Origin of the sequence: Streptomyces sp. NPDC048560 (assembly GCF_040650955.1) — a bacterium.
GTDB lineage: Bacteria > Actinomycetota > Actinomycetes > Streptomycetales > Streptomycetaceae > Streptomyces.
Genome location: NZ_JBEZIJ010000002.1, coordinates 647,353 through 668,834, shown reverse-complemented (window position 1 = coordinate 668,834; position 21,482 = coordinate 647,353). Strand labels below are relative to the sequence as shown.

Sequence of the window (21,482 nt, the reverse complement as noted above, 5' to 3'; positions counted from 1 at the left end):
GCCGCTCCCTCGTGCGAGTGAGGTCCCGTCTCGCCCGTCCCCCACGGGAGTACCGGGAAACCTCGCTCCCGGCCGTGATGACCCGTACCCCTCCGCCTCCCTAGCCTCCTCCCATGGAGAAGACGATCGATGGATCGCAAGCCGTGATCGAGGTCAGGGACGTCCACAAGCGCTTCGGTGGCACGCAGGCGCTGGACGGCATGACCTTCACCGTCCGGCCCGGGCAGATCACCGGATTCGTCGGCCCGAACGGGGCCGGCAAGTCCACGACGATGCGGGTCGTCCTCGGCCTCGACAAGCCGGACAAGGGGGTCGCGCTGGTCGGCGGCCGGCCGTACCGGATGCTGCGCACGCCTCTGAAGCATGTCGGCGCACTGCTCGACGCGGCCGCCGTGCAGCCGGGCCGGACAGCCCGCAACCATCTGCTGTGGCTGGCCCATTCGCAGGGACTCGGCACCGCCGCGGTCGACGTGGCGATCCGGAGGGTGGGTCTCCAGGACGTGGCCGGACGCAAGGCGGGCGGATTCTCCCTGGGGATGCGGCAGCGGCTGGGCATCGCGGCCGCACTGCTCGGCGACCCGCCGATGCTCATGCTGGACGAACCGTTCAACGGCCTGGATCCGGAAGGGTTCATGTGGATGCGGGGCTTCCTGGCCTCGCTCGCCGAACAGGGGCGCGCCGTGCTGGTGTCCAGTCACCTGATGAGCGAGCTGGAGGATTCCGCCGACCACGTGATCGTCGTCGGGCGCGGGAAGGTCGTCGCCGACACGAGCGTGCGCGAGCTGCTCGCGTCCGTGTCCGAGGGCCGCGTGACGCTGCGTACGGCGGCCCCCGCACGGGCGATGGAGGTACTCGCGCGGGCCGGTGCGACGGTGAGTTCCACCGGGGGCGACACGGTCTGTGTGACGGGCCTGCCGGCCGAGGAGGCCGTGTCCGTGCTCGGCGCGAGCGCGGTGCCGTTCTCGGAGGTGTCCTCGCACCGCGCGTCCCTGGAAGAGGCGTACATGGAGATCACCCGCGACTCCGTGCAGTACCGCGCGGCCGTCACCGAGGAGGCCGGACGATGAGCGCCACGGTCTCTCCGCCCGTGACGGCCGGCGTACGGCCGGAGCGGGGCGGCTTCGGACGCGTACTGCACGCGGAGTGGACGAAGTTCCGCACCGTGCGTGGCTGGGTGCTCGGCACGGCCGGCGCGCTGGTGGTCATCTGCCTGGTCGGACTGCTCGCCACGGCGTCGAGCAACGACGGTGCCGACGCGTCGGAACTTCCGGTCGGTCCCGGCGGCCAGGCGGTCAACGACGCCTTCTACTTCATGCACCAGCCGCTGAAGGGCGACGGCAGCATCACGGTGTCCGTCTCCTCGCTGACCGGTCAGGTCGCGACGACGCCCACGGAGGACAAGCCCGGTCTGGCTCCCTGGGCCAAGGCCGGGATCATCGTGAAGGACTCCCTCGAACCGGGTTCGCCGTACGCGTCGATGATGGTCACCGGTGACCACGGTGTGCGCATGCAGTACGACTTCACGCACGACACCGCGGGGCTGCCCGGCCCGGTGTCGGCAGACGCGCCGCGCTGGCTCCGTCTGGAGCGTTCCGGCGACACCGTCACCGGCTCTCAGTCGACGGACGGCAGCAGGTGGACCCACGTGGGCACGGCCCGGCTCCCCGGCCTCTCGGAGTCGCCGCAGGTCGGGCTGTTCGTGACCTCGCCGTCGGCCACGGAGGAGACCGGTACCGGAACGGGGCTCACCCCCGCGGTCGCCACCGGGACGTTCAGCGCCCCCATCGTGCGGGGCGGGTGGAACGGCGACGCCTGGCAGGACCGGCAGGTCGGCGAAGGGGCCGGCACGAACGGCAGCTACAGCCGGTCGACGAAGGGTGAAGTGGTCCCGTCCGCCACGGGATACAGCATCACCGGGGCCGGCGACATCGCGCCGGTGGCCGGCGGACCGGCCGCGAGCGGCGTGCGCGTCATCTCGAACTTCCTCGTGGGCGCGTTCGCAGGGCTGATCATGATGGTTGTCGTCGCCGCGGGATACGTGACCGTCGAGTACCGGCGAGGGCTGACCGGCGTCACCTTCGCGGCCGTTCCCCGCAGGGGGCACGTTCTGGTCGCCAAGGCACTCGTGGTGGGCTGCGCGGCCTTCCTCGCCGGAGGGATCGCGGCCGCCGTCATGGTGCCGTTCGGGGGAGCACGGTCGCTCGCGAACGGCTTTCCCGTCCTGACCGTGCCCGTGTCGACCGAACTGCGGGTCGTCGCGGGTACGGGCCTGCTGCTCGCGGTCGCCAGTGTGTTCGCGCTGTCCGTCGGCGCGATCCTGCGGCGCAGCGCCGTGACCATCACCGTGGTGGTCGTCGGCATGGTGCTGCCCTACCTGCTGGCCACCGCGTCCGTCCTGCCCCCCGCGGCCTCGGACTGGCTCCTCAAGGTCACCCCGGCCGCCGGGTTCGCGATCCAGCAGAGCGTCACCCGCTACGACCAGGTGGTCACCGTCCATTCGCCCGCGCACGGCTACTTCCCGCTGTCGCCGTGGGAGGGCTTCGCGGTGCTGTGCGCGTACGCCGCGGTCGCGTTCGGCGCCGCCGTGATCCTGATCCGCCGGAGGGACGCATGAGATACGCGGGACGTTCGGAGTGGACGAAGCTGCGGACGGACTCCAGCAACACCTGGCTGCTGCTCGGCGCCGTGGCCCTGACCCTCGCGGTCGGCTCCGCGGTGGCGATGACGGCGCGATGCGATGCCCTGGGCTGCGGACAGGACGCCACGAAGCTCAGCCTCACCGGCGTCATGGTCGGTCAGGTCGTCGTCGCGATCGTCGCGGTGATGATGGCCGGAAACGAGTACGGCACCGGCATGATGCAGACCACGATCGCCGCCGTACCGCGCAGGCTGACCGTCCTGTTCTCGAAGGCGGCCGTGCTCAGTGCGGTGGTACTGGTCGCGGGCACGATCGGCGTCGTCGGGTCCCTCCTGACCGGCGGGACGGTGCTGCCGGGCCGGGGCTTCACCGAGGCACACGGGTACGAGGCGATGTCGCCGGCCGACTCCGCGACGCTCCGCGCCGCTGTGGGATCCGTCCTCTACCTCGCCCTGATCGGGCTGATCGGCCTCGGAACCGCGCTCGTCGTGCGGAGTTCGGCCACGGCCGTCGGCATCGTTCTGGGACTGCTCTTCTTCTTCCCCGTCCTCACTCAGGTGATCGACGACCCCGACTGGCAGCGACTCCTCCAACAGGTCGCTCCGATGACGGCCGGCCTCTCCGTCCAGACGACTATCGGCGTCGACCGGCTCCCGATCGGTCCATGGGAAGGCCTCGGGGTGGTGGCCCTGTGGGCGTCGGGGGCGCTGGCCGCCGGCGGCGTCATGCTGCGCTCGCGCGACGCATGAGCGGACCGGACGGCCGGGCCCGGTAACTCCGCCCCCCTGTGGACAAGTTATCCACAGGGGGTTTCGGAATTCCGCTGCTCGCGGGACGGTCATCCCATGAACAAGCACCACGAATCCACCGGTCCGACCGACGAGCAGCAGATCACCTTGCGCGGTCCCGCCGAGCTCGCCGACGCCCTTCCGTACCTCATGGGTTTCCATCCCAGCGACAGCGTGGTCATGGTGGCCCTGCACGGCGGACGAGGGCGCTTCGGAGGGCGGCTCAGGCTCGGTATTCCGCAGTCGCCCAGGGAGTGGGAGCCCGTCGCCGACCAGCTCGCGGAGTGCCTGATCTCGGGCAGCGAGCGGCGTGGCTCGCGGCCCGACGCGATCGTCGTCTTCCTCTGCCAGGACCCGGTGGAGGGAGTGACAGGGCATCAGGCGATGGAGCGGCTGCGGCCGTTCGCGCAACTGCTGCGCACGGCCTGCGGGACGCTCGACGTGCCCGTGCTGGAAGCACTCTGCATTTCCGGGGGCCGTTACTGGTCCTACTGCTGCCCGGACGAGCGTTGCTGCCCGCACGAGGGCAAGCCACTGGCGCTGCCCGGCACGACGGTCATGGCGGCGGCAGCCACCTACGCGGGCATTCAGGTACGCGGATCGCTGCGTGACATGGAGGCGCGGCTCGCCCCGATGGAGACCGCCGGGGCGCGGAGTCAGGAACAGGCGCTCGACTCGGCGGGCGCGGTGCTGGTGTCCAGGATCCTGGACACCGAGGGCCGGGCAGAAGTCGCGGGGGAGACCCTGGAGCTCGCGCACGCGCTGATGGACCGTCTCGGCCGGGCGCCCACCGGCCCGCCCTCCGCCGCGGACACGAACGACGACCGGCTGATCAGCCACGACGAGGCCGCCGCCCTGATTCTCGGGCTGCAGGACCGGGAGACGAGGGACAAGGCTGCGGAGTGGATGGAAGGCCCGGACGCGACGTCGGCGCTGCGGCTGTGGAGGGCCCTCGCACGCCGTTGCGTCGGCCCTTACGTGGAGCACGCGGCCGCGCCGCTGACCCTGGCCGGCTGGGTCTCCTGGTCCACCGGCGACGAGCCCGCGGCGAGGGTCGCCCTGGGGCTCGCCCTACGCGCCGACCCCGACTACACCTTCGCTCAGCTGCTCCACCAGGCGTGCAACGAGGGCCTCGATCCTGAGACCTTGCGCCGTTGTCTGCGGGGCGAGCGCAGCGCCGGAGCGGGTGAGGACCGTCATGAGGTCCCCGAGGTCCGCGAGGTGCACGCGGGCCGGGGCGGGCGGCGTACGGGGAGGCGGCCGAGGTCCCGCACGGTTCCCCCGCAGGCGACCGCGCGGCGCAGGGCCGCGCCGGGCGACACCGGTCCCGGAGCCGTCGTGGTCCGTCGCCGCACGCGGGAATCGAAGCGTCAGGGCCGGCGCGGCAGCAGGAGCGAGCGATGACGGCCGTGACCGGGCGGACCACGGAGCCGTTCACGGGGGTGGCGGAGTCGCACGACCCGTGGCGTCGCAGAGACAGCGGCCGTCCGGAGCGCACGGACGGCGCAGAAAGACCACCATGGCCCTCACCCTCCCTCCCGGGGACCCCAAGTCCGCGGTCCCCTCGCCCCTTGTCCACGTCCACCCGGGCCGGGCGGCACCGGCGGTACACGACGCCGACCGACCTGTCCCGCTCGGGCGCGGTGCCGGACGCCCCGTCGCGCCCGTGCGTACCGCGGTGCAGACCGTCCCGGCCGCCCTGGCCGTGCGCGCCGCCGGACCTCCTGGCCCGGGGCCGCACACGGACCGGCGCCCGCGTGAGCTGCCCTCCGCGCACATGGCGGTCATCTGCGTCGCCCTGCCGTCGATGGCCGTGTCGCCGGACCACGGTCAGCTCACCGGACAAGGGCTTGACGGCTTCTACCGGTCCGGCCGCAGACTGCTCTCGCGCTGTCATCTGCGCGTCGCGGGACGCGAACCCATCGCCGTCCAGGGCGCCCTGGTCACCTCGGACAGCGCGCGCTTCCTGGGCGTGGTGCGGACGGCGGCGGACGCCGGACCCGACCCCGAGATCACCGTCGAGCGAATGCGCCGGGCCGAAGGCACCGAGAGGATCACCCTGCACAGCGCGTCGGCCCGTACCCGGCGGTTTCCCGTCGAGATCTCGCTGGCCACCGACCTCGCGGAGCTGGGCGCCATCGCGACGGGACGGCCCGGCCCGGAGCGGATCCCCAGCGTGTACGGCTCCGGCCTGCGCTGGACGGCCGCCGACGGACCCGGCTGTACCGTCGCGGCCGATCCGCCGCCCCAGGACGCGGTGGCCTCCGCGGGGCTCCTTCGCTGGGACGTGCTGCTGGCGCCCGGGGCCTCGTACGGCATCGAGCTGAGCATCCGTCCCGAGCGCCGGGGGAGGACTCCGGGACGGCCCGCGAACCGGCTGTCCGCCGACGTCCGGGCCGAGGCGGACGACGCCAGGGTCGAACCGCTCGTCAGGACCGCGCTCGGTGATCTCCGGGCGCTGCTGGTCAGCGGCGAACAGGGCCCGGCAGACGGCTGGCTGGCGGCCGGTGTCCCGTGGCGCTGCGGCCCCGCCCCTGCCGAGGCTCTGTGGGCGGCGCGGATGGCGCTGCCGCTCGGTACGGGACTCGCCGCGGCAACCTTGCGCACGCTGGCCCGGACGCAACTGACCGGCCCCGGGACCGGTCACGGTCGCATCCCCGGCCCGCTACGGGACGCGGGTCCCCGGCTCCCTCCCAGCTGCACGGGCGTCGAGGCGACGCTCGCGTATCCGGTCGTGCTCGCGGAGGCGCGCCGCTGGGGACTGTCCGAACAGGAGGTGGCCGAACTCCTCCCCGCGGCCGAACGGTGCCTGCGGTGGCTGCGTACCTCGTCGGAGGAGGACGGGCTGGTCCCGGACGGCGGACCCGACGGGTACCGGCGCGCCGAGACCCAGGCCCACGCCCACCGGGCCGCACTGCTCGGTGCGGAGCTGCTCGACGAATGCGGCGGGGGAGGCGGCGACGCATGGCGGGAGTGGGCGGGTGCGCTGCGGAGCCGGTTCAGGGCGGACTTCTGGATCGACGACCGCGCCGGCGGCTGCCCCGCCGCCGCGCGCAGCGGCCCCGGCCGGCCGGTGGCGTATCCGGGCAGCGGCGCGGCGCATCTGCTGGACACCGGTCTGCTGGGCGGGGGCCGGCTCGCTCCCGGGCTGCTGGACGCGGAACGGACGGGCCGGCTGGCCAGACTTCTCGGCGGCCCGGCACTCGACTCGGGCTGGGGGCTGCGCACGCTCGGGGCGAAGGAACCCGGCCACAATCCGTTCGGTCACCGCTCCGGAGCGGTCCGGGTGCACGAGACTGCGGTCGCCTGCGCGGGACTGGCCGCCGCCGGGTACGAGAAGGAGGCGAGTGGCCTGCTGCGAGGGGTACTCGGCGCCGCCGAGGCCTTCGGCTACCGCCTCCCCGAGATGTACGCGGGGGAGCAGCGCCGTGCGGGCAGCGTTCCGGCACCTCATCCGACGGCCTGCCGGCCGGCCGCCGTCGCGGCGGCGGCCGGCGTTCACCTGGTCACCACCCTGGCGGGCATCCGCCCGGACGCGCCGGCGGCGACTGTCTCCCTCCGTCCGGTCCGGTGCGCCCCGCTGGGTGCCGTCCAGCTGTCGGGGCTGCGCGTCGCCGGCGAGCCGTTCGCCGTCCGGATCAGCCGGCTCGGGCTCGGGATGATCGAGGAGGCGGCCGCCGGACTGCAGCTGGGAGTGTGAGGCAGGGGAAGCGGTGAGGGCCGGCGCCGACGGGTAAGGCGACCGTGGTGGGCGACCTGACCGGTCATGACGAGCATCGCGAAGGGACTGTTTATCGTCAGGAAGACGACTATGATCACGACATGCCGCCCTACGACCCGTCGACCTTCCCGCCCTTCGCTGTCACCGTCGATCTGGTTGTGCTCACCGTGCGCCGTCACGCGCTCTGCGCCCTGGTCGTACGCCGTGGTGAGACACCCTTCCAGGGGAGATGGGCGCTGCCCGGCGGATTCGTCAGGGCCGACGAGGATCTCGCCGCGGCGGCCGCCCGTGAGCTGGTCGAGGAGACCGGGCTCTGCGCCCACGACCCATCGGCCCCGGCCGTCGGCAACGGCGCGCATCTGGAGCAGCTCGCGACGTACGGAGACCCCAAGCGCGATCCCCGGATGCGGGTCGTCAGCGTGGCCCATCTCGCGCTGGCTCCTGACCTGCCCGCCCCCCGCGCGGGGGGTGACGCGCACAGCGCCCGCTGGGCTCCCGTCGAAGATCTCCTCGGCCTTGAGGGCGGCTTCGGCCACGAGGGCGAACAGCCCGCACCGCTGGCCTTCGACCATGCCCAGATCCTCGCGGACGGTGTCGAGCGGGCGCGTTCGAAGATCGAGTACTCCTCGCTGGCCACGGCGTTCTGCCCGCCGGAGTTCACTGTCGGTGAGCTGCGCAGGGTCTACGAGGCCGTGTGGGGCGTGGTGCTCGACCCCCGCAACTTCCATCGCAAGGTCACCGGTACTCCCGGATTCCTGGTTCCCTCCGGAGGGACGACCACCCGGCAGGGCGGCCGTCCCGCACAGCTGTTCCGCGCGGGTGCGGCCACCGTGCTCAACCCGCCGATGCTGAGGCCCGAAGTCTGACGCCGTGACGCCCACGGCCGTCCCGTGGAGCGCCGGGAGACCGGGCTTGCGGAACACCCGCGGGTTCGTGCTGCGCAAAAAGTCGGAATTGTCGCGTTATGTTGCTGCGGTACCCACCCAGCCGCCGAGCGGTCTCACCTCCCGCGAGAGAAGCGATGCTCCAGGCCATCGGACTCACCAGCAGCCCCCGCCGCGACCTTCCGCCCGCCGTGGCCGATCTGACCTTCGAAGCCGGTCCCGGCCGTGTCACCGCCCTGCTCGGCGCCCCGGGTTCCGGCAAGACCACCGCCCTGCGCCTGATGCTCGAACTCGAACCGGGCCGCGGCGTCACGTACTTCCGGGGCCGGCCGCTGCACCGCATCGGCCGTCCGCCCCGCGAGGTGGGCGTTCTTCTCGGAGACGTACCGGGCCACCCCGCCCGTACGGCGCGGGGCCAGCTCCGGATGCTCTGCGCCGCCGCCGGAGTTCCCGCGTCCCGGGCGGACGAGGTGCTCGACGTCGTCGGTCTGGCCGGGCTCGGGGACCAGCGGATCGGGACCCTGTCGGTGGGCATGGACCGTCGGCTCGGCCTCGCCTCCGCGCTCCTGGGCGACCCGCACACGCTCGTTCTCGACGAACCCGCGGAAGGGCTCTCGCCGCGCGAGACCAGCTGGTTGTACGGGCTCCTGCGCGCGCACGCAGCACAAGGCGGAACGGTCCTGCACACCACCAGTGACCCCAAGGAGGCCGCGCGCACGGCCGACCAGGTCGTCACCATCGACGAAGGACGTCTGGTCGCGGACCAGGACGTCGCCGACTTCTCCCGTACGCGACTGCGTCCACGCGTCGCGGTCCGCTCGCCGCAGGCCGCCCGCCTCGCCGCCGTGGTCAGCCGCGAGGCGCGGGCCGCGCAGCGGTCCGTGGAGGTCGTGGCCGAGGAGAGCTGCCGCCTCTCGGTGTACGGGAGCAGCTGCGCGGAGATCGGGGACACGGCCTTCCGTCACGGTGTCCCCGTACACCAGCTCGCCGACGAGACCGGTGATGCCGGTCCCCCGGCCGCGCCCGGCGCCGAGCAGCGGGCGGACTCGTCCGTCGCCCCCTCCGAGCTCCCCCCGTCGATCCCGGTACGCCCGGCACGCGGCCCGGTGCGTCTGCTCCGCTACGAACTCCGCAGACTGTTCGGTGTGCGGACAACCACCGTGATCATGGCGGCCGTTCTCGTGGTCTCCGCCGGGCTGTCCGTCCTGCTGGCGCGCTCCGGCGGAACGCCCCTGCCGAAGCTCCTGGGAGCCTGGCCGGCCCTGCTGCCGCTGCCGCCCGCCGCGCTCGGCGCCGGTCTGCTCGGGGCGCTCTCCTTCGGGGACGAGTTCCGCTATCCCGCACTCGCGGCGGGCCGCGGGACCGTCCCGCGCCGGATCGGTCTGCTCCTGGCCAAGCTGGCCGTCACCGCGGGGGCCGGGCTTCTCCTCGCGGCTCTGGTCGTGCTGGCCGACGCGCAGCTCCTGCGGCTCCTGTACGGCGGCGACTTGGCCAAGGTGCCGCCGAACGCCGTTTCTCTCGCGGTGAGTTGGGCCGGTCTCACGGTCGGCTGCGCCTGGGCCGGGCTGCTGGCCGCAGGCGTCTTCCGGGTGGCCGGAGCCGGAATCGCCGCGGTCCTGGCCGTTCCCGTCCTGGTCGTCCCGCTCGTGCAGAAGGTGCTGGCGGGCCCGTCCGCCCGCTCGATCGCCGGACTTCCCGGCAGGTTGCGCGAGCTGGCCTGGCTGCAGTGGCCCGACGAGGCGGACCGGTGGCTGATGGGGGTCGTGAAGGTCGTGGCGCAGCCGGTGGGGACGGCGCTTTCCCTGTCGTTGTCAGCCCTGATCTGCGCGTATGTGATCACCAGCCTTCGAGGAAGGACGCGTTGGTGATCAATGGGGCGCGAGGAGGTGGCCTTGGGCCCGTAACTCTCGGGTAAATGCCCGCTTTATGCATATTTGGCGTCAATTGCGAGGCAGGCGCCGATCACCCTTTCGTGTGCTTTTCACCAAAGACCTCAAGGGCTGAGCGGGCCGCGCCGACAAAGGATGCGTGAGTACCCTTGCGCACACCATGATGACCGCCGCCCGCACCGTCGAATCCGGCCTCGCCGGCTCGGGCGATCTCGATCGCTACCCCTACGCGGAGGCGCCGGCCGGCGAACGCGCCGCGCTGCGTTCCTGGGGCGGGACCGATTCGGAGTTGGGACGGGCGAGCCGACGGGGAGCGGCCAGCCGCGGCCGCGGTCTCCACGGTCAACTCGTTCAGCAGCTCGGCCAGATGATCGTTTCCGGGGACCTCGGTGCCGACCGCCCCCTCGTGCCGGAGGAGATCGGCCAGCGCTTCGAGGTCTCGCGCACAGTCGTGCGCGAGTCGCTGCGTGTTCTTGAGGCCAAGGGCCTGGTCAGCGCCCGTCCGAACGTGGGCACCCGGGTCCGCCCGGTGAGCGACTGGAATCTGCTGGACCCCGACATCATCGAATGGCGGGCGTTCGGGCCCTCGCGCGACGACCAGCGCAGGGAGCTCGGCGACCTGCGGTGGACGATCGAGCCGCTGGCCGCCCGGCTCGCCGCCGGCCACGGCCGCGAGGACCTTCAGCAGCGCCTCGGCGACATGGTCGAGATCATGGGCCATGCGATGGCTCAGGGTGACGGAATCACCTTCTCCCGCGCCGACGCCGAATTCCACGCCCTCCTGATCCAGGCCGCGGGCAACCGGATGCTGGAGCACCTCTCCGGCATCGTCTCGGCCGCCCTCCAGGTCTCCGGAGCACCCATCACCGGCTGTGACCGTCCCACCGAGGCGTCCCTCGGTCACCACGCGCGGATCGTCGACGCACTCGCCACGGGTGACTCCGCGGGCGCCGAGGTCGCGATGCGCCAGTTGCTCACGGTTCACCCGGAAGTGGAGCCCCGCCAGGACGGGGAGCCGCGTGTGGTTCCCGCGCCGCGCGAGCACTGAGGTCAACAGGACCGGGGCGCACGGGCCAGGTGTCGCCGGATCATGGGGATCCGGCGGCACAATTGTGGAGAGAAGTCACCTCTGGCACTGTTCGTCGTATATGAGGTGTGACTCGGGCCACGCGGATTGGGCGTAACACTCCTCGAAACAGTGCGATGACTTAAGAGGTGACCGTCGCGGAAGGAATACAGCAGCTACCCAGTGCGCTGTGCAGTTCTGAGGCCAAACCCGCGCCGTCGGCAACATTCCCAGCCGACGGTCGTCGGTTCCAGCCCCTTGAGGGGCCGGGCCGGAAGCCGTTTCCATCGTTCCGAGAGGTTGTTCGTGTCGGCCAGCACATCCCGTACGCTCCCGCCGGAGATCGCCGAGTCCGAGTCTGTGATGGCGCTCATCGAGCGGGGAAAGGCTGATGGGCAGATCGCCGGCGATGACGTGCGTCGGGCCTTCGAGGCTGACCAGATTCCGCCAACCCAGTGGAAGAACGTTCTGCGCAGCCTCAACCAGATCCTCGAGGAAGAGGGTGTGACGCTGATGGTCAGTGCCGCGGAGTCGCCGAAGCGCGCCCGCAAGAGCGTCGCAGCGAAGAGCCCGGTCAAGCGCACCGCCACCAAGACTGTCGCGGCCAAGACGACCGTGACGAGGACCGTCGCGGCCACTGCCGCCCCGACGGCCGAGGGTGCGGATGCGGCGGCCGACGACGCCACCGCGACCGCTCCGGCCAAGAAGACCGCAGCCAAGAAGACGGTTGCCAAGAAGACTGCCGTGAAGAAGACGGCAGCCAAGAAGACAGCAGCGAAGAAGTCCGGCAAGCAGGACGACGAGCTCCTCGACGGCGACGAGTCGGCCGAGGACGTCAAGGCCGGCAAGGGCGAGGACGAGGAGGGCGAGGGCGAGAACAAGGGCTTCGTCCTCTCCGACGACGACGAGGACGACGCACCTGCGCAGCAGGTCGCCGTCGCCGGCGCCACGGCCGACCCCGTCAAGGACTACCTGAAGCAGATCGGCAAGGTCCCGCTCCTCAACGCCGAGCAGGAGGTCGAGCTCGCCAAGCGCATCGAGGCGGGCCTGTTCGCCGAGGACAAGCTGGCGAACTCCGACAAGCTCGCTCCGAAGCTCAAGCGCGAGCTGGAGATCATCGCCGAGGACGGCCGCCGCGCCAAGAACCACCTGCTGGAGGCCAACCTCCGCCTCGTGGTCTCCCTGGCCAAGCGTTACACCGGCCGCGGAATGCTGTTCCTGGACCTGATCCAGGAGGGCAACCTCGGTCTGATCCGCGCGGTCGAGAAGTTCGACTACACCAAGGGCTACAAGTTCTCCACGTACGCCACCTGGTGGATCCGTCAGGCGATCACCCGCGCCATGGCCGACCAGGCCCGCACCATCCGTATCCCGGTGCACATGGTCGAGGTCATCAACAAGCTCGCGCGCGTGCAGCGTCAGATGCTCCAGGACCTGGGCCGTGAGCCCACCCCGGAGGAGCTGGCCAAGGAGCTCGACATGACCCCTGAGAAGGTCATCGAGGTCCAGAAGTACGGCCGTGAGCCGATCTCCCTCCACACCCCGCTGGGTGAGGACGGCGACAGCGAGTTCGGAGACCTGATCGAGGACTCCGAGGCGGTCGTTCCGGCCGACGCGGTCAGCTTCACGCTGCTCCAGGAGCAGCTGCACTCGGTCCTCGACACGCTCTCCGAGCGTGAGGCCGGCGTGGTCTCCATGCGCTTCGGTCTCACCGACGGTCAGCCGAAGACGCTCGACGAGATCGGCAAGGTCTACGGCGTGACGCGTGAGCGCATCCGTCAGATCGAGTCGAAGACCATGTCGAAGCTGCGTCACCCGTCGCGTTCGCAGGTGCTGCGCGACTACCTCGACTGAGCAGCGGCGTAAGCAGGCCGAGGGCCCGGACCCCATGGGGGAAACCGGGCCCTCGGCCTTTTGCGTGTGCGGCCGGGAGCGGGCTGGATGACTCTGAGTGGACCGTGTTCACCGCAGCGTCAGGAGCCCCCATGACCCGTACCGTCCTTCGCACCGTGACCGGGGCGTTCGCCCTGACGGCCGCCGCTGCTGTGCTGCCCCTGGCATCGCCGGCTCCGGCGGCCGCGGACAGCATCGTCATCGGTGGTCAGCCTGCCCACGTCGCGGACAGTCCCTGGGCCGTGGCGCTGTCCAGCCGTGACCGGTTCGGAGGAACCCGGGCAGGCCAGTTCTGCGGAGGTGTGGTGATCGCGCCGACCGAGGTCCTCACCGCGGCCCACTGCCTCGGGCGTGACGTGCTGGGCTCCGAGGTGGGCGAGGTCCCCGACCTCCTCGTCATCGCAGGCAGGGACGAGCTGCTCGGAGAGGGCGGTCAGGAGATCGCCGTACGTGACACCTGGATCAATCCCGCATACGACCCGGACACGAACGCGGGCGACCTGGCGGTGCTCACGCTGTCCGTGACGCTGCCGCAGAGCAGCGTCATCGAGATGGCGAAGGCGGGCGACGCGGCTTACCGGCCGGGCACCCCGGCGCGGGTCTACGGCTGGGGCGACACCACGGGCGGGGGGACCTACGCCTCAGCTCTGCGGGCGGCCCCGGTCCAGGTCCTGGCGGACGGGATGTGCGAGCGGGCGTACCCGGGCGGCCTGTATGGCGCGTACGAGGCCGCAACGATGCTCTGTGCGGGCGATCCCGGGGGAGGGTACGACGCGTGCCAGGGAGACAGCGGAGGGCCTCTGGTGGCCGCTGGGCGGCTCGTGGGGCTCGTCTCCTGGGGCAACGGATGCGGCCAGGCGGAGAACCCGGGGGTGTACACGCGGATCTCGGCGGCGATCGGCTGGATGGCGGGCCGCTGACCGCCGTCCGCAGGAGGGCGCGGGACGCGTGAGGCCGCGCAGGAGCGGGTGGGATCGAGCGGTTTCGCGTGAGCGCATGAGAACGGGCGGCCTCCCCTGGTGGGGAAGCCGCCCGTCGGCCGATTCGGGAACCGGACCCTTGGCTCGTCGTGGATGCGAGGTGTCAGTGTTGTTCCTCGTCGGCGGCACTTGCCTGCACGGCAGTGAGCCGATCCGTCTCATCCTGTATTTCCGCGGCGATCTTCTTGAGTTCCGGCTCGAACTTGCGACCGTGGTGGGCGCAGAAGAGCAGTTCACCGCCGCTGATGAGGACGACGCGCAGGTATGCCTGGGCGCCGCAACGGTCACAGCGGTCTGCTGCGGTCAGCGGGCTCGCGGGGGTCAGAACAGTAGTCACGTCGCCTCTTCTCTAGCTCGACGAGCTGTCGTACCAGGGTCAACATCCAACCAGGCCGAAAACGTTCCCGCTCGTGGCTTTTCTTCGAAACTTCTTCTCAGGATGGCTGTCTGTTGCCGGTTGGCGGCGAATGTGCCGTATTGCGTAGCGCTACGGTTTCGCGTTGCTTGTCTTGGTGGGTCCGTCCCCCCGGCCGGCTTGCCGGGTTGTTCATGAGGACGTGCCCGGAGCCTAAATGGTTCATGCCTCGAAGGGAACGTGATGTGCACGTCACTCCAACGAATGATCGAACGTGTATGCGAGCCTGCACTAGCATAAGGATTCCCCGTGGGTGGCGTTACAACCGCTCTACCAGGCCTCTGTAGGCTCTCAGCGGCTACCGAAGTCGAGCCCGTTACCCAGTGGGCCCCAAATGAAATTCAGCGAGGAGCGAACCGCGTGACCGCCGATACGTCCGTGCCGTCCACTGCGCTGCTGACCGGAGCAGGCGGCGTCGTAGACAGGGACAGCTCCAACTACACCGCGCGGCACCTTCTGGTCCTTGAGGGTCTGGAGGCGGTTCGCAAGCGCCCCGGGATGTACATCGGGTCCACCGACAGCCGCGGTCTCATGCACTGTGTCTGGGAAATCATCGACAACTCGGTCGACGAGGCTCTCGGGGGCTACTGCGACTCCATCGAGGTCATCCTCCACGACGACGCCTCCGTGGAGGTCCGGGACAACGGCCGGGGCATCCCGGTCGACGTGGAGCCCAAGACGGGGCTCTCCGGCATCGAGGTCGTCATGACCAAGCTGCACGCCGGCGGCAAGTTCGGCGGCGGCTCGTACGCCGCCTCGGGCGGTCTGCACGGTGTGGGCGCCTCCGTCGTCAACGCCCTCTCCGCCCGCCTAGACGTCGAGGTCGACCGGAACAGTTCGACCCACTCGATCAGCTTCCGGCGCGGGGTCCCCGGGATGTTCACGGAGCAGGGCCCGGACAGCCCGTTCGACCCGGCCAACGGGCTGCGCAAGACCAAGCGCGTCCCGAAGAACCGCACGGGTACCCGGGTGCGGTACTGGGCGGACCGCCAGATCTTCCTCAAGGACGCCAAGCTCAATCTGGAGACGCTCTACCAGAGGGCCCGCCAGACCGCCTTCCTCGTCCCCGGCCTCACCATCGTCGTCCGCGACGAGCGCGGCATCGACGGCGAGGGGAAGACGGAAGAGACCTTCCGCTTCGACGGCGGCATCAGCGAGTTCTGTGAGTACCTCGCCCAGGACAAGGCCGTCTGCGACATCCAGCGTCTGACGGGCACCGGCACCTTCAAGGAGACCGTGCCGGTCCTCGACGAGCGCGGCCACATGACGCCGACCGAGGTGACCCGGGAACTCGGCGTGGACATCGCGCTGCGCTGGGGCACCGGGTACGACACCAACGTCAAGTCCTTCGTGAACATCATCGCCACCCCCAAGGGCGGCACACACGTCACCGGCTTCGAACGCTCCGTGACCAAGACGGTCAACGAGGTGCTCCGCTCCGCCAAGATGCTGCGCGTCGCCGAGGACGACATCGTCAAGGACGACGCTCTGGAGGGCCTCACGGCGGTCGTCACCGTACGACTGGCGGAGCCGCAGTTCGAGGGGCAGACCAAGGAGGTCCTCGGCACGTCGGCGGCCAACCGGATCGTCTCGAACGTGGTGACCAAGGAGCTCAAGGCGTTCCTGACGTCCACCAGGCGTGACGACAAGGCGCAGGCCAGGGCGGTGCTGGAGAAGGCGGTGGCCGCGGCCCGTACGCGGATCGCAGCCCGTCAGCACAAGGACGCGCAGCGTCGCAAGACCGCGCTGGAGTCCTCCTCGCTGCCCGCGAAGCTCGCCGACTGCCGCAGCGACGACGTCGGCCGCAGCGAGCTCTTCATCGTGGAGGGCGACTCGGCGCTCGGTACGGCGAAGCTGGCCCGGAACAGCGAGTTCCAGGCACTGCTGCCGATCCGGGGCAAGATCCTCAACGTGCAGAAGTCGTCCGTCACGGACATGCTCAAGAACGCCGAGTGCGGGGCCATCATCCAGGTCATAGGAGCCGGATCCGGGCGGACCTTCGACCTCGACGCCGCCCGGTACGGCAAGATCGTCCTGCTGGTGGACGCCGACGTCGACGGTGCGCACATCCGGTGCCTCCTGCTGACGCTCTTCCAGCGCTACATGCGCCCCATGGTCGAGGCGGGACGCGTCTTCGCCGCCGTACCCCCGCTGCACCGGATCGAGCTCGTCCAGCCCAGGAAGGGCCAGGACAAGTACATCTACACCTACTCCGACGGCGAGCTGCGCCAGACGCTGCTGGAGCTCCGGCGGAAGAACGTCCGGATCAAGGACGGGATCCAGCGCTACAAGGGTCTCGGTGAGATGGACGCCGACCAGCTGGCGGAGACCACGATGGACCCGAGGCACCGCACCCTGCGGCGGATCAACATCGGCGACCTCGAATCCTCCGAGCAGGTTTTCGATCTGCTGATGGGCAACGAGGTCGCGCCGCGCAAGGAGTTCATCACCAGCTCGGCCGCCACGCTCGACAGGTCGCGTATCGACGTCTGACACGTCGCTCGGACGTTTCGCGCTCAGGGGCTCTCCCGTGCCGGGAGGGCCCCTGACGTATGCGCTACACGCACATTCGCATCACCGCACAACCGACCGGGGCCTACGTCACCTGAAGAGGTGAAGCCCGGTGAATGATGTGCCCGGGATCTTCCCGATCTGCCCATTCTTGGCTATGCGGCCGAAAAGGTCCGTGGACAAGGGAGTTGTTCGGTGGAGAAGGAAGCAGGGTCCGAGGCCGCAGCGGTGCGGCTGGACGACCCGTGGTGCGAGGAGCCGCCTCCGGGCTGGGACGAGCTGGACGGCGCGGGGAACGCCGTGCCCGCCGGGCCGCCCGGACCCGTGCTGCCGCGGCAGGGCCACAGCGCGGCGGACATCTACCTGGAGGTGCAGCGCAGCGAGGCGTTCCGCGAAGTGCGCCGCCGCTACCGCCGCTTCGTGGTCCCGGCGTCCGTCGCCTTCCTCCTCTGGTACGTCGCCTACGTGGTCGCGGCGACGACGGCGCACGAGCTGATGGCGCGTCCGGTGCTCGGCGCCGTCAACGTGGCGATGGTCGCCGGACTCGGCCAGTTCTGCACCACCTTCCTCCTCACCTGGGCGTACGCACGGCACGCGCGGCTGCGCAGGGACCGGGCGGCGCTCGATCTGCGGTGGGACACGCAGGAGATGACGAGAGGGATGGGCCGTTGAGCGCGGACGAGTGGGGCGGTGACCACCAGACGCTCGCACTCCTGCTGTTCAGCGCGTTCATCGCGGTGACCCTGGGCATCACCACCTGGGTGAGCCGCAACCGGCAGGGCTCGGCGGAGGAGTTCTACGCGGGCGGACGGCTGTTCTCGCCCATGGAGAACGGATTCGCCATCGCGGGTGACTACATGTCGGCGGCCTCCTTCCTGGGCATCTCAGGGCTGATCGCCCTCTTCGGTTACGACGGGATGCTCTACTCCGTCGGCTTCCTCGTCGCCTGGCTTGTCGTCCTGCTCCTCGTCGCCGAACTCGTGCGCAACTGCGGCCGGTTCACGCTCGCCGACGTCGTGGCGGCGCGCATGGCGGAGCGGCCCGTGCGCACGGCGGTGGGCACCTCGTCCGTCACCGTCTCCGTGCTGTACCTCGTGGCGCAGATGGTCGGCGCGGGCAGCCTCGTCGCGCTGCTGCTCGGCGGGACGAGCGACGCCGCACGCTCCTGGACCGTCGTGGGAGTCGGCGCCCTGATGGTGATCTACGTGTCGATGGGCGGTATGCGCGCGACCACCTGGATCCAGATCGTCAAGGCCGTCCTGCTGATGACCGGAGCCGTCGCGCTCACGGTGCTCGTCCTCGTGCACTTCCACGGCAACGTCAACGCGCTGCTCAACTCCGCCGCCGAACGCAGCGGCCACGGAAAGGACTTCCTCGCCCCCGGGCTCCGTTACGGCGGCAGCTGGACGGCCCGCTTCGACTTCATCAGCCTGGGCCTGGCGCTGGTGCTCGGCACGGCCGGTCTGCCCCACATCCTCTCGCGCTTCTACACCGTGCCCACGGCCCGCGCCGCCCGGCGGTCCGTCGTCTGGTCCATCGGGCTCATCGGCAGCTTCTACCTGATGACGATCGTGCTCGGCTTCGGTGCGGCGGCGCTGGTCGGACCGGCGGAGGTGCGCGCGTCGAACGCCTCCGGGAATACTGCTGTTCCGCTGCTGGCCCTCGTCCTGGGCGGTGGTGAGGGATCCGCCGGCGGAACGGTTCTCTTCGCCGTGGTCGCTGCCATCGCCTTCGCGACGATCCTCGCGGTCGTCGCAGGCATCACCCTGGCCTCGTCGGCGTCCGTGGCCCACGACCTCTACGCCTCGCTCAGGCGCCCCGGCGCCAGGCGGCACAGCGAGGTGGCGGTCGCCAGGGTCGCCGCCGCGGGGGTCGGCGTGGTCGCCATCGCACTGGGCCTCCTCGCACAGGATCTGAACGTGGCGTTCCTCGTCGGACTGGCCTTCGCCGTGGCGGCGTCCGCCAACCTCCCGGCGCTGCTCTACTCCCTGTTCTGGCGGAGGTTCACCACCCGGGGTGCCGTCTGGGCTGTCTACGGCGGCCTGATCCCCGCCGTGCTGCTCGTGCTGCTGTCACCGATCGTCTCGGGCAGCCCGAACGCGCTGTTCCCCGACGTGGACTTCCAGCTCTTCCCGCTGGAAAATCCGGGACTCGTCTCCATCCCGCTCGGCTTCCTGGCCGGCTGGCTGGGCACGGTGACGTCGTCGGAACCGCCCGACGAGGCCAAGCACGCCGAGACCGAGGTCCGCTCCCTGACCGGGGCCGGAGCGGTGTGACGGGACCGGGCCGTCAGCTGCCGGTGGCCCAGGTGTAGCGGTGCTCCGGCCGGCCGGTCTCGCCGTACCGCAGGGTCAGCCGGACCCGCCCGGTGCGCTCCAGAAGCTTCAGGTAGCGCTGCGCGGTCTGCCGGCTCATCCCGGCGCTCTCCGCGATCTCCTGTGCGGAGAGCGGCTGCTCGGCGCTCCGCAGAGCCTGCCGGACGAGCTCCGCCGTGGTGGGGGAGTGCCCCTTGGGCAGGTCGGGTTCACCGACGGTCCACAGGGCGCCGAAGAGCCGGTCCACCTCGGTCTGCTCGGCCTCACCACCGCCCTCCAGGGTGCGGTGCAGGGCGGCGTACGCCTCCAGTTTGGTGCGCAGACCCGCGTACGTGAACGGCTTCACCAGGTACTGGAGCGCGCCGTGGCGCATCGCGGCCTGGACGGTGGCGACGTCGCGGGCGGCGGTCACCATGATCACGTCGGTGTGGCGGCCGAGCGCACGCAGTTCCTGGACCACGGAGAGACCGTTGCGGTCGGGCAGGTAGTGGTCGAGCAGGACGAGGTCGACGGGCACGTCCGCGATGCGGGCGAGTGCGTCGGCGGCGTTGTGGGCCTGGGCGGCCACCCGGAAGCCGGGCACCTTGGCGACGTACGCCGCGTTGATCCGGGCCACGCGCACGTCGTCGTCGACGATCAGCACCTCGATCAAGGGGCCTCTCCCGTCGTCGCGAGCCGGGAGCCCGTACCACCGGCGTCCGGCGCCTCGGTTTCGTGCAGTGCCTCCGGGAGCACCACCGTGAACAGGGCCCCGCCCTCCGCGGCAGTCGTGACGGTCGCGCTGCCGCCCTGGCGCTCCGCCAGCCGCCGGACCAGCGCGAGACCCAGACCGCGTTTGCCGTGCGCCGGGAGGGTCTTCGTGGACCAGCCCTCCGTGAAGATGGATTCCCGCTGGTCGGCCGGTACGCCGGGGCCACTGTCGCGTACCCGGAGAATCACCGTACGCCCCTGCGCCCGCAGCCCGACCTCGATCAGGGCGTCCTTCGACCCGGCCGCCGCGTCGAGGGCGTTGTCGACGAGATTGCCGAGGACGGTGACCAGTCCGCGCGGGTCCACCAGCCGGTCCGGGAGCAGGGTGCCCGGCGCCATCCGCAGCGATACCCCGCGCTCGGCGGAGACCGTGGCCTTGCCGACGAGGAGCGAGGCCAGAAGCGGATCGTTGACCCGCTCCGTCACCTGCTCGGCCGTCGCACGGTGAACTCCGACGACCTCGGTGATGTACTCCATCGCGTCGTCGTGCATCTCCAGCTCCAGCAGACCCAGGAGGGTGTGCAGCCGGTTGGCGTGCTCGTGGTCCTGGGCGCGCAGTGCGTCGATCAGGCCGCGCGTGGAGTCGAGTTCGCGACCGAGGTGTTCGAGCTCCGTGCGGTCGCGGAGGGTGGCCACCGCGCCACCGTCGTCGGTCGGCATCCGGTTGGCGAGCAGGACCCGGCTGCCGCGGACGGTCAGCAGATCGTCGCCGACCACCCGCCCGGCCAGTACGTCCGCGGTCCGGCCCTCGCCCAGCGCCTCGTCGAGCGGGCGGCCCGCGGCGTCCGGGCCGAGGCCGAGCAGGCGCTGCGCCTCGTCGTTCAGCAGCCTGATGCGTCCGGCCCTGTCGAGGGCGACGACCCCTTCACGAATGCTGTGGAGCATCGCCTCGCGCTCGGTCAGCAGCGCGGAGATGTCGGAGAACGCCAGGTCGTGCGTCTGCCGCTGGAGCCGGCGGGAGATCAGATACGCGGCGAGCGCGCCGACGGCCAGGGCTCCGCCCGCGTAGGCGAGCAGCCCGGGGATCGCCGCGAGCAGCCGGGCACGGACACTGTCGTACGCGATACCGACGGAGACCGCCCCCACGATCCGGTCGGACGCGTCGTGGAGCGGCACCTTGCCGCGCGCCGAGCGGCCGAGGGTGCCGCTGTCGATCTCCATGACGTCGCGGCCGGCGAGCGCCTCGCTGGGGTCGGTGGAGACGACGCGGCCGATCTGCCGGCTGTCGGTGTGCGACCAGCGCACTCCGCGCCGGTCCATCACCACGACGTACTCCGCGCCGGTGGCCTTCCTGATCCGCTCGGCCGTGGTCTGCACCGGTCCGTCCGCGGTCGGCCCCGTGGTGAGAAGGGACGCCGCGACCTGCGACTGGGCCGCCGTGCTCTGGGCGATGGCGAGGGCGCGCCGCATCGCCTGGTCGTCGAGCTGGGCGCTGAGGGGGGCCAGGAAGAGGCCCGTGACCAGCACCGTGACTCCGGTGATGATGGTCAGCTGGATCAGCAGGACCTGGGAGAAGACCCGTTTCGGCCAGCCGAGCCGGCGGGGTCCCCGGGCGGTGGTGGTCGGCGGGGCGTTCACCGTACGAAGGTAAAGGGCATCCGGGGCCTTTCCGAAATCTCCCGTGGCGGACCG

16 protein-coding genes are annotated in these 21,482 nt (G+C 71.0%); 13 read left to right on the top strand and 3 right to left on the bottom strand.

Features of this window, described 5'->3' with window-relative positions; translation table 11 throughout:
* Window positions 1-113: 113 nt before the first annotated feature.
* From AB0C82_RS09710 to AB0C82_RS09665, 10 genes are all read left to right on the top strand, one after another.
* On the top strand, window positions 114-1,067 hold the full coding sequence (locus AB0C82_RS09710; RefSeq protein ID WP_362838186.1) for an ATP-binding cassette domain-containing protein: 954 nt from the start codon (window positions 114-116) through the stop codon (window positions 1,065-1,067).
* Window positions 1,064-2,614, top strand: a complete 1,551-nt coding sequence (locus AB0C82_RS09705) for a hypothetical protein (protein ID WP_362838183.1) — start codon at window positions 1,064-1,066, stop codon at window positions 2,612-2,614. Before AB0C82_RS09710 ends, AB0C82_RS09705 begins: the two co-directional genes overlap by 4 nt.
* Complete coding sequence (locus tag AB0C82_RS09700; protein ID WP_362838180.1) at window positions 2,611-3,387, top strand: ABC transporter permease; 777 nt, start codon at window positions 2,611-2,613, stop codon at window positions 3,385-3,387. Before AB0C82_RS09705 ends, AB0C82_RS09700 begins: the two co-directional genes overlap by 4 nt.
* A gap of 96 nt (window positions 3,388-3,483) precedes the next feature.
* Window positions 3,484-4,830, top strand: a complete 1,347-nt coding sequence (locus AB0C82_RS09695) for a DUF4192 domain-containing protein (protein WP_362838178.1) — start codon at window positions 3,484-3,486, stop codon at window positions 4,828-4,830.
* A 373-nt stretch (window positions 4,831-5,203) separates the two neighbouring features.
* Entirely contained in the window at window positions 5,204-7,126 is a 1,923-nt protein-coding gene (locus AB0C82_RS09690; RefSeq protein ID WP_362838426.1) for a glycogen debranching N-terminal domain-containing protein, read from the top strand.
* A 122-nt stretch (window positions 7,127-7,248) separates the two neighbouring features.
* Window positions 7,249-8,013, top strand: coding sequence for an NUDIX domain-containing protein (locus AB0C82_RS09685; RefSeq protein ID WP_362838176.1), 765 nt, complete (start codon window positions 7,249-7,251; stop codon window positions 8,011-8,013).
* 155 nt (window positions 8,014-8,168) lie between these two features.
* Window positions 8,169-9,899: an ATP-binding cassette domain-containing protein gene (locus AB0C82_RS09680; RefSeq protein WP_362838175.1), complete on the top strand. Its 1,731-nt coding sequence runs from the start codon at window positions 8,169-8,171 to the stop codon at window positions 9,897-9,899.
* A gap of 181 nt (window positions 9,900-10,080) precedes the next feature.
* Window positions 10,081-10,968 (top strand): FadR/GntR family transcriptional regulator, encoded by an 888-nt coding sequence (locus AB0C82_RS09675; RefSeq protein ID WP_362838423.1) that lies wholly within the window; start codon window positions 10,081-10,083, stop codon window positions 10,966-10,968.
* A gap of 324 nt (window positions 10,969-11,292) precedes the next feature.
* Window positions 11,293-12,840, top strand: a complete 1,548-nt coding sequence (locus AB0C82_RS09670; protein ID WP_362838173.1) for an RNA polymerase sigma factor — start codon at window positions 11,293-11,295, stop codon at window positions 12,838-12,840.
* A 131-nt stretch (window positions 12,841-12,971) separates the two neighbouring features.
* Entirely contained in the window at window positions 12,972-13,799 is an 828-nt protein-coding gene (locus tag AB0C82_RS09665) for a serine protease (RefSeq protein WP_362838171.1), read from the top strand.
* 163 nt (window positions 13,800-13,962) lie between these two features.
* On the opposite strand, the gene AB0C82_RS09660 is transcribed toward AB0C82_RS09665, so the two are convergent.
* Entirely contained in the window at window positions 13,963-14,196 is a 234-nt protein-coding gene (locus AB0C82_RS09660) for a hypothetical protein (protein ID WP_014153643.1), read from the bottom strand.
* 438 nt (window positions 14,197-14,634) lie between these two features.
* Here AB0C82_RS09660 and AB0C82_RS09655 point away from each other — a divergent pair, with 438 nt between their 5' ends.
* From AB0C82_RS09655 to AB0C82_RS09645, 3 genes are all read left to right on the top strand, one after another.
* A complete protein-coding gene (locus tag AB0C82_RS09655; RefSeq protein ID WP_362838169.1) occupies window positions 14,635-16,767 on the top strand; it encodes a DNA topoisomerase IV subunit B in 2,133 nt (710 codons plus the stop codon).
* Window positions 16,768-17,013: 246 nt separating this feature from the next.
* Window positions 17,014-17,457 (top strand): DUF485 domain-containing protein, encoded by a 444-nt coding sequence (locus AB0C82_RS09650; RefSeq protein WP_362838420.1) that lies wholly within the window; start codon window positions 17,014-17,016, stop codon window positions 17,455-17,457.
* Window positions 17,454-19,061, top strand: coding sequence for a cation acetate symporter (locus tag AB0C82_RS09645; protein WP_362838167.1), 1,608 nt, complete (start codon window positions 17,454-17,456; stop codon window positions 19,059-19,061). Before AB0C82_RS09650 ends, AB0C82_RS09645 begins: the two co-directional genes overlap by 4 nt.
* Before the next feature lie 13 nt (window positions 19,062-19,074).
* On the opposite strand, the gene AB0C82_RS09640 is transcribed toward AB0C82_RS09645, so the two are convergent.
* Both AB0C82_RS09640 and AB0C82_RS09635 read right to left on the bottom strand, forming a co-directional pair.
* Window positions 19,075-19,752: a response regulator gene (locus tag AB0C82_RS09640; RefSeq protein WP_362838165.1), complete on the bottom strand. Its 678-nt coding sequence runs from the start codon at window positions 19,750-19,752 to the stop codon at window positions 19,075-19,077.
* Window positions 19,749-21,428, bottom strand: a complete 1,680-nt coding sequence (locus AB0C82_RS09635) for a sensor histidine kinase (protein ID WP_362838163.1) — start codon at window positions 21,426-21,428, stop codon at window positions 19,749-19,751. The genes AB0C82_RS09640 and AB0C82_RS09635 overlap by 4 nt, the downstream gene beginning before the upstream one ends.
* Window positions 21,429-21,482: the final 54 nt, after the last annotated feature.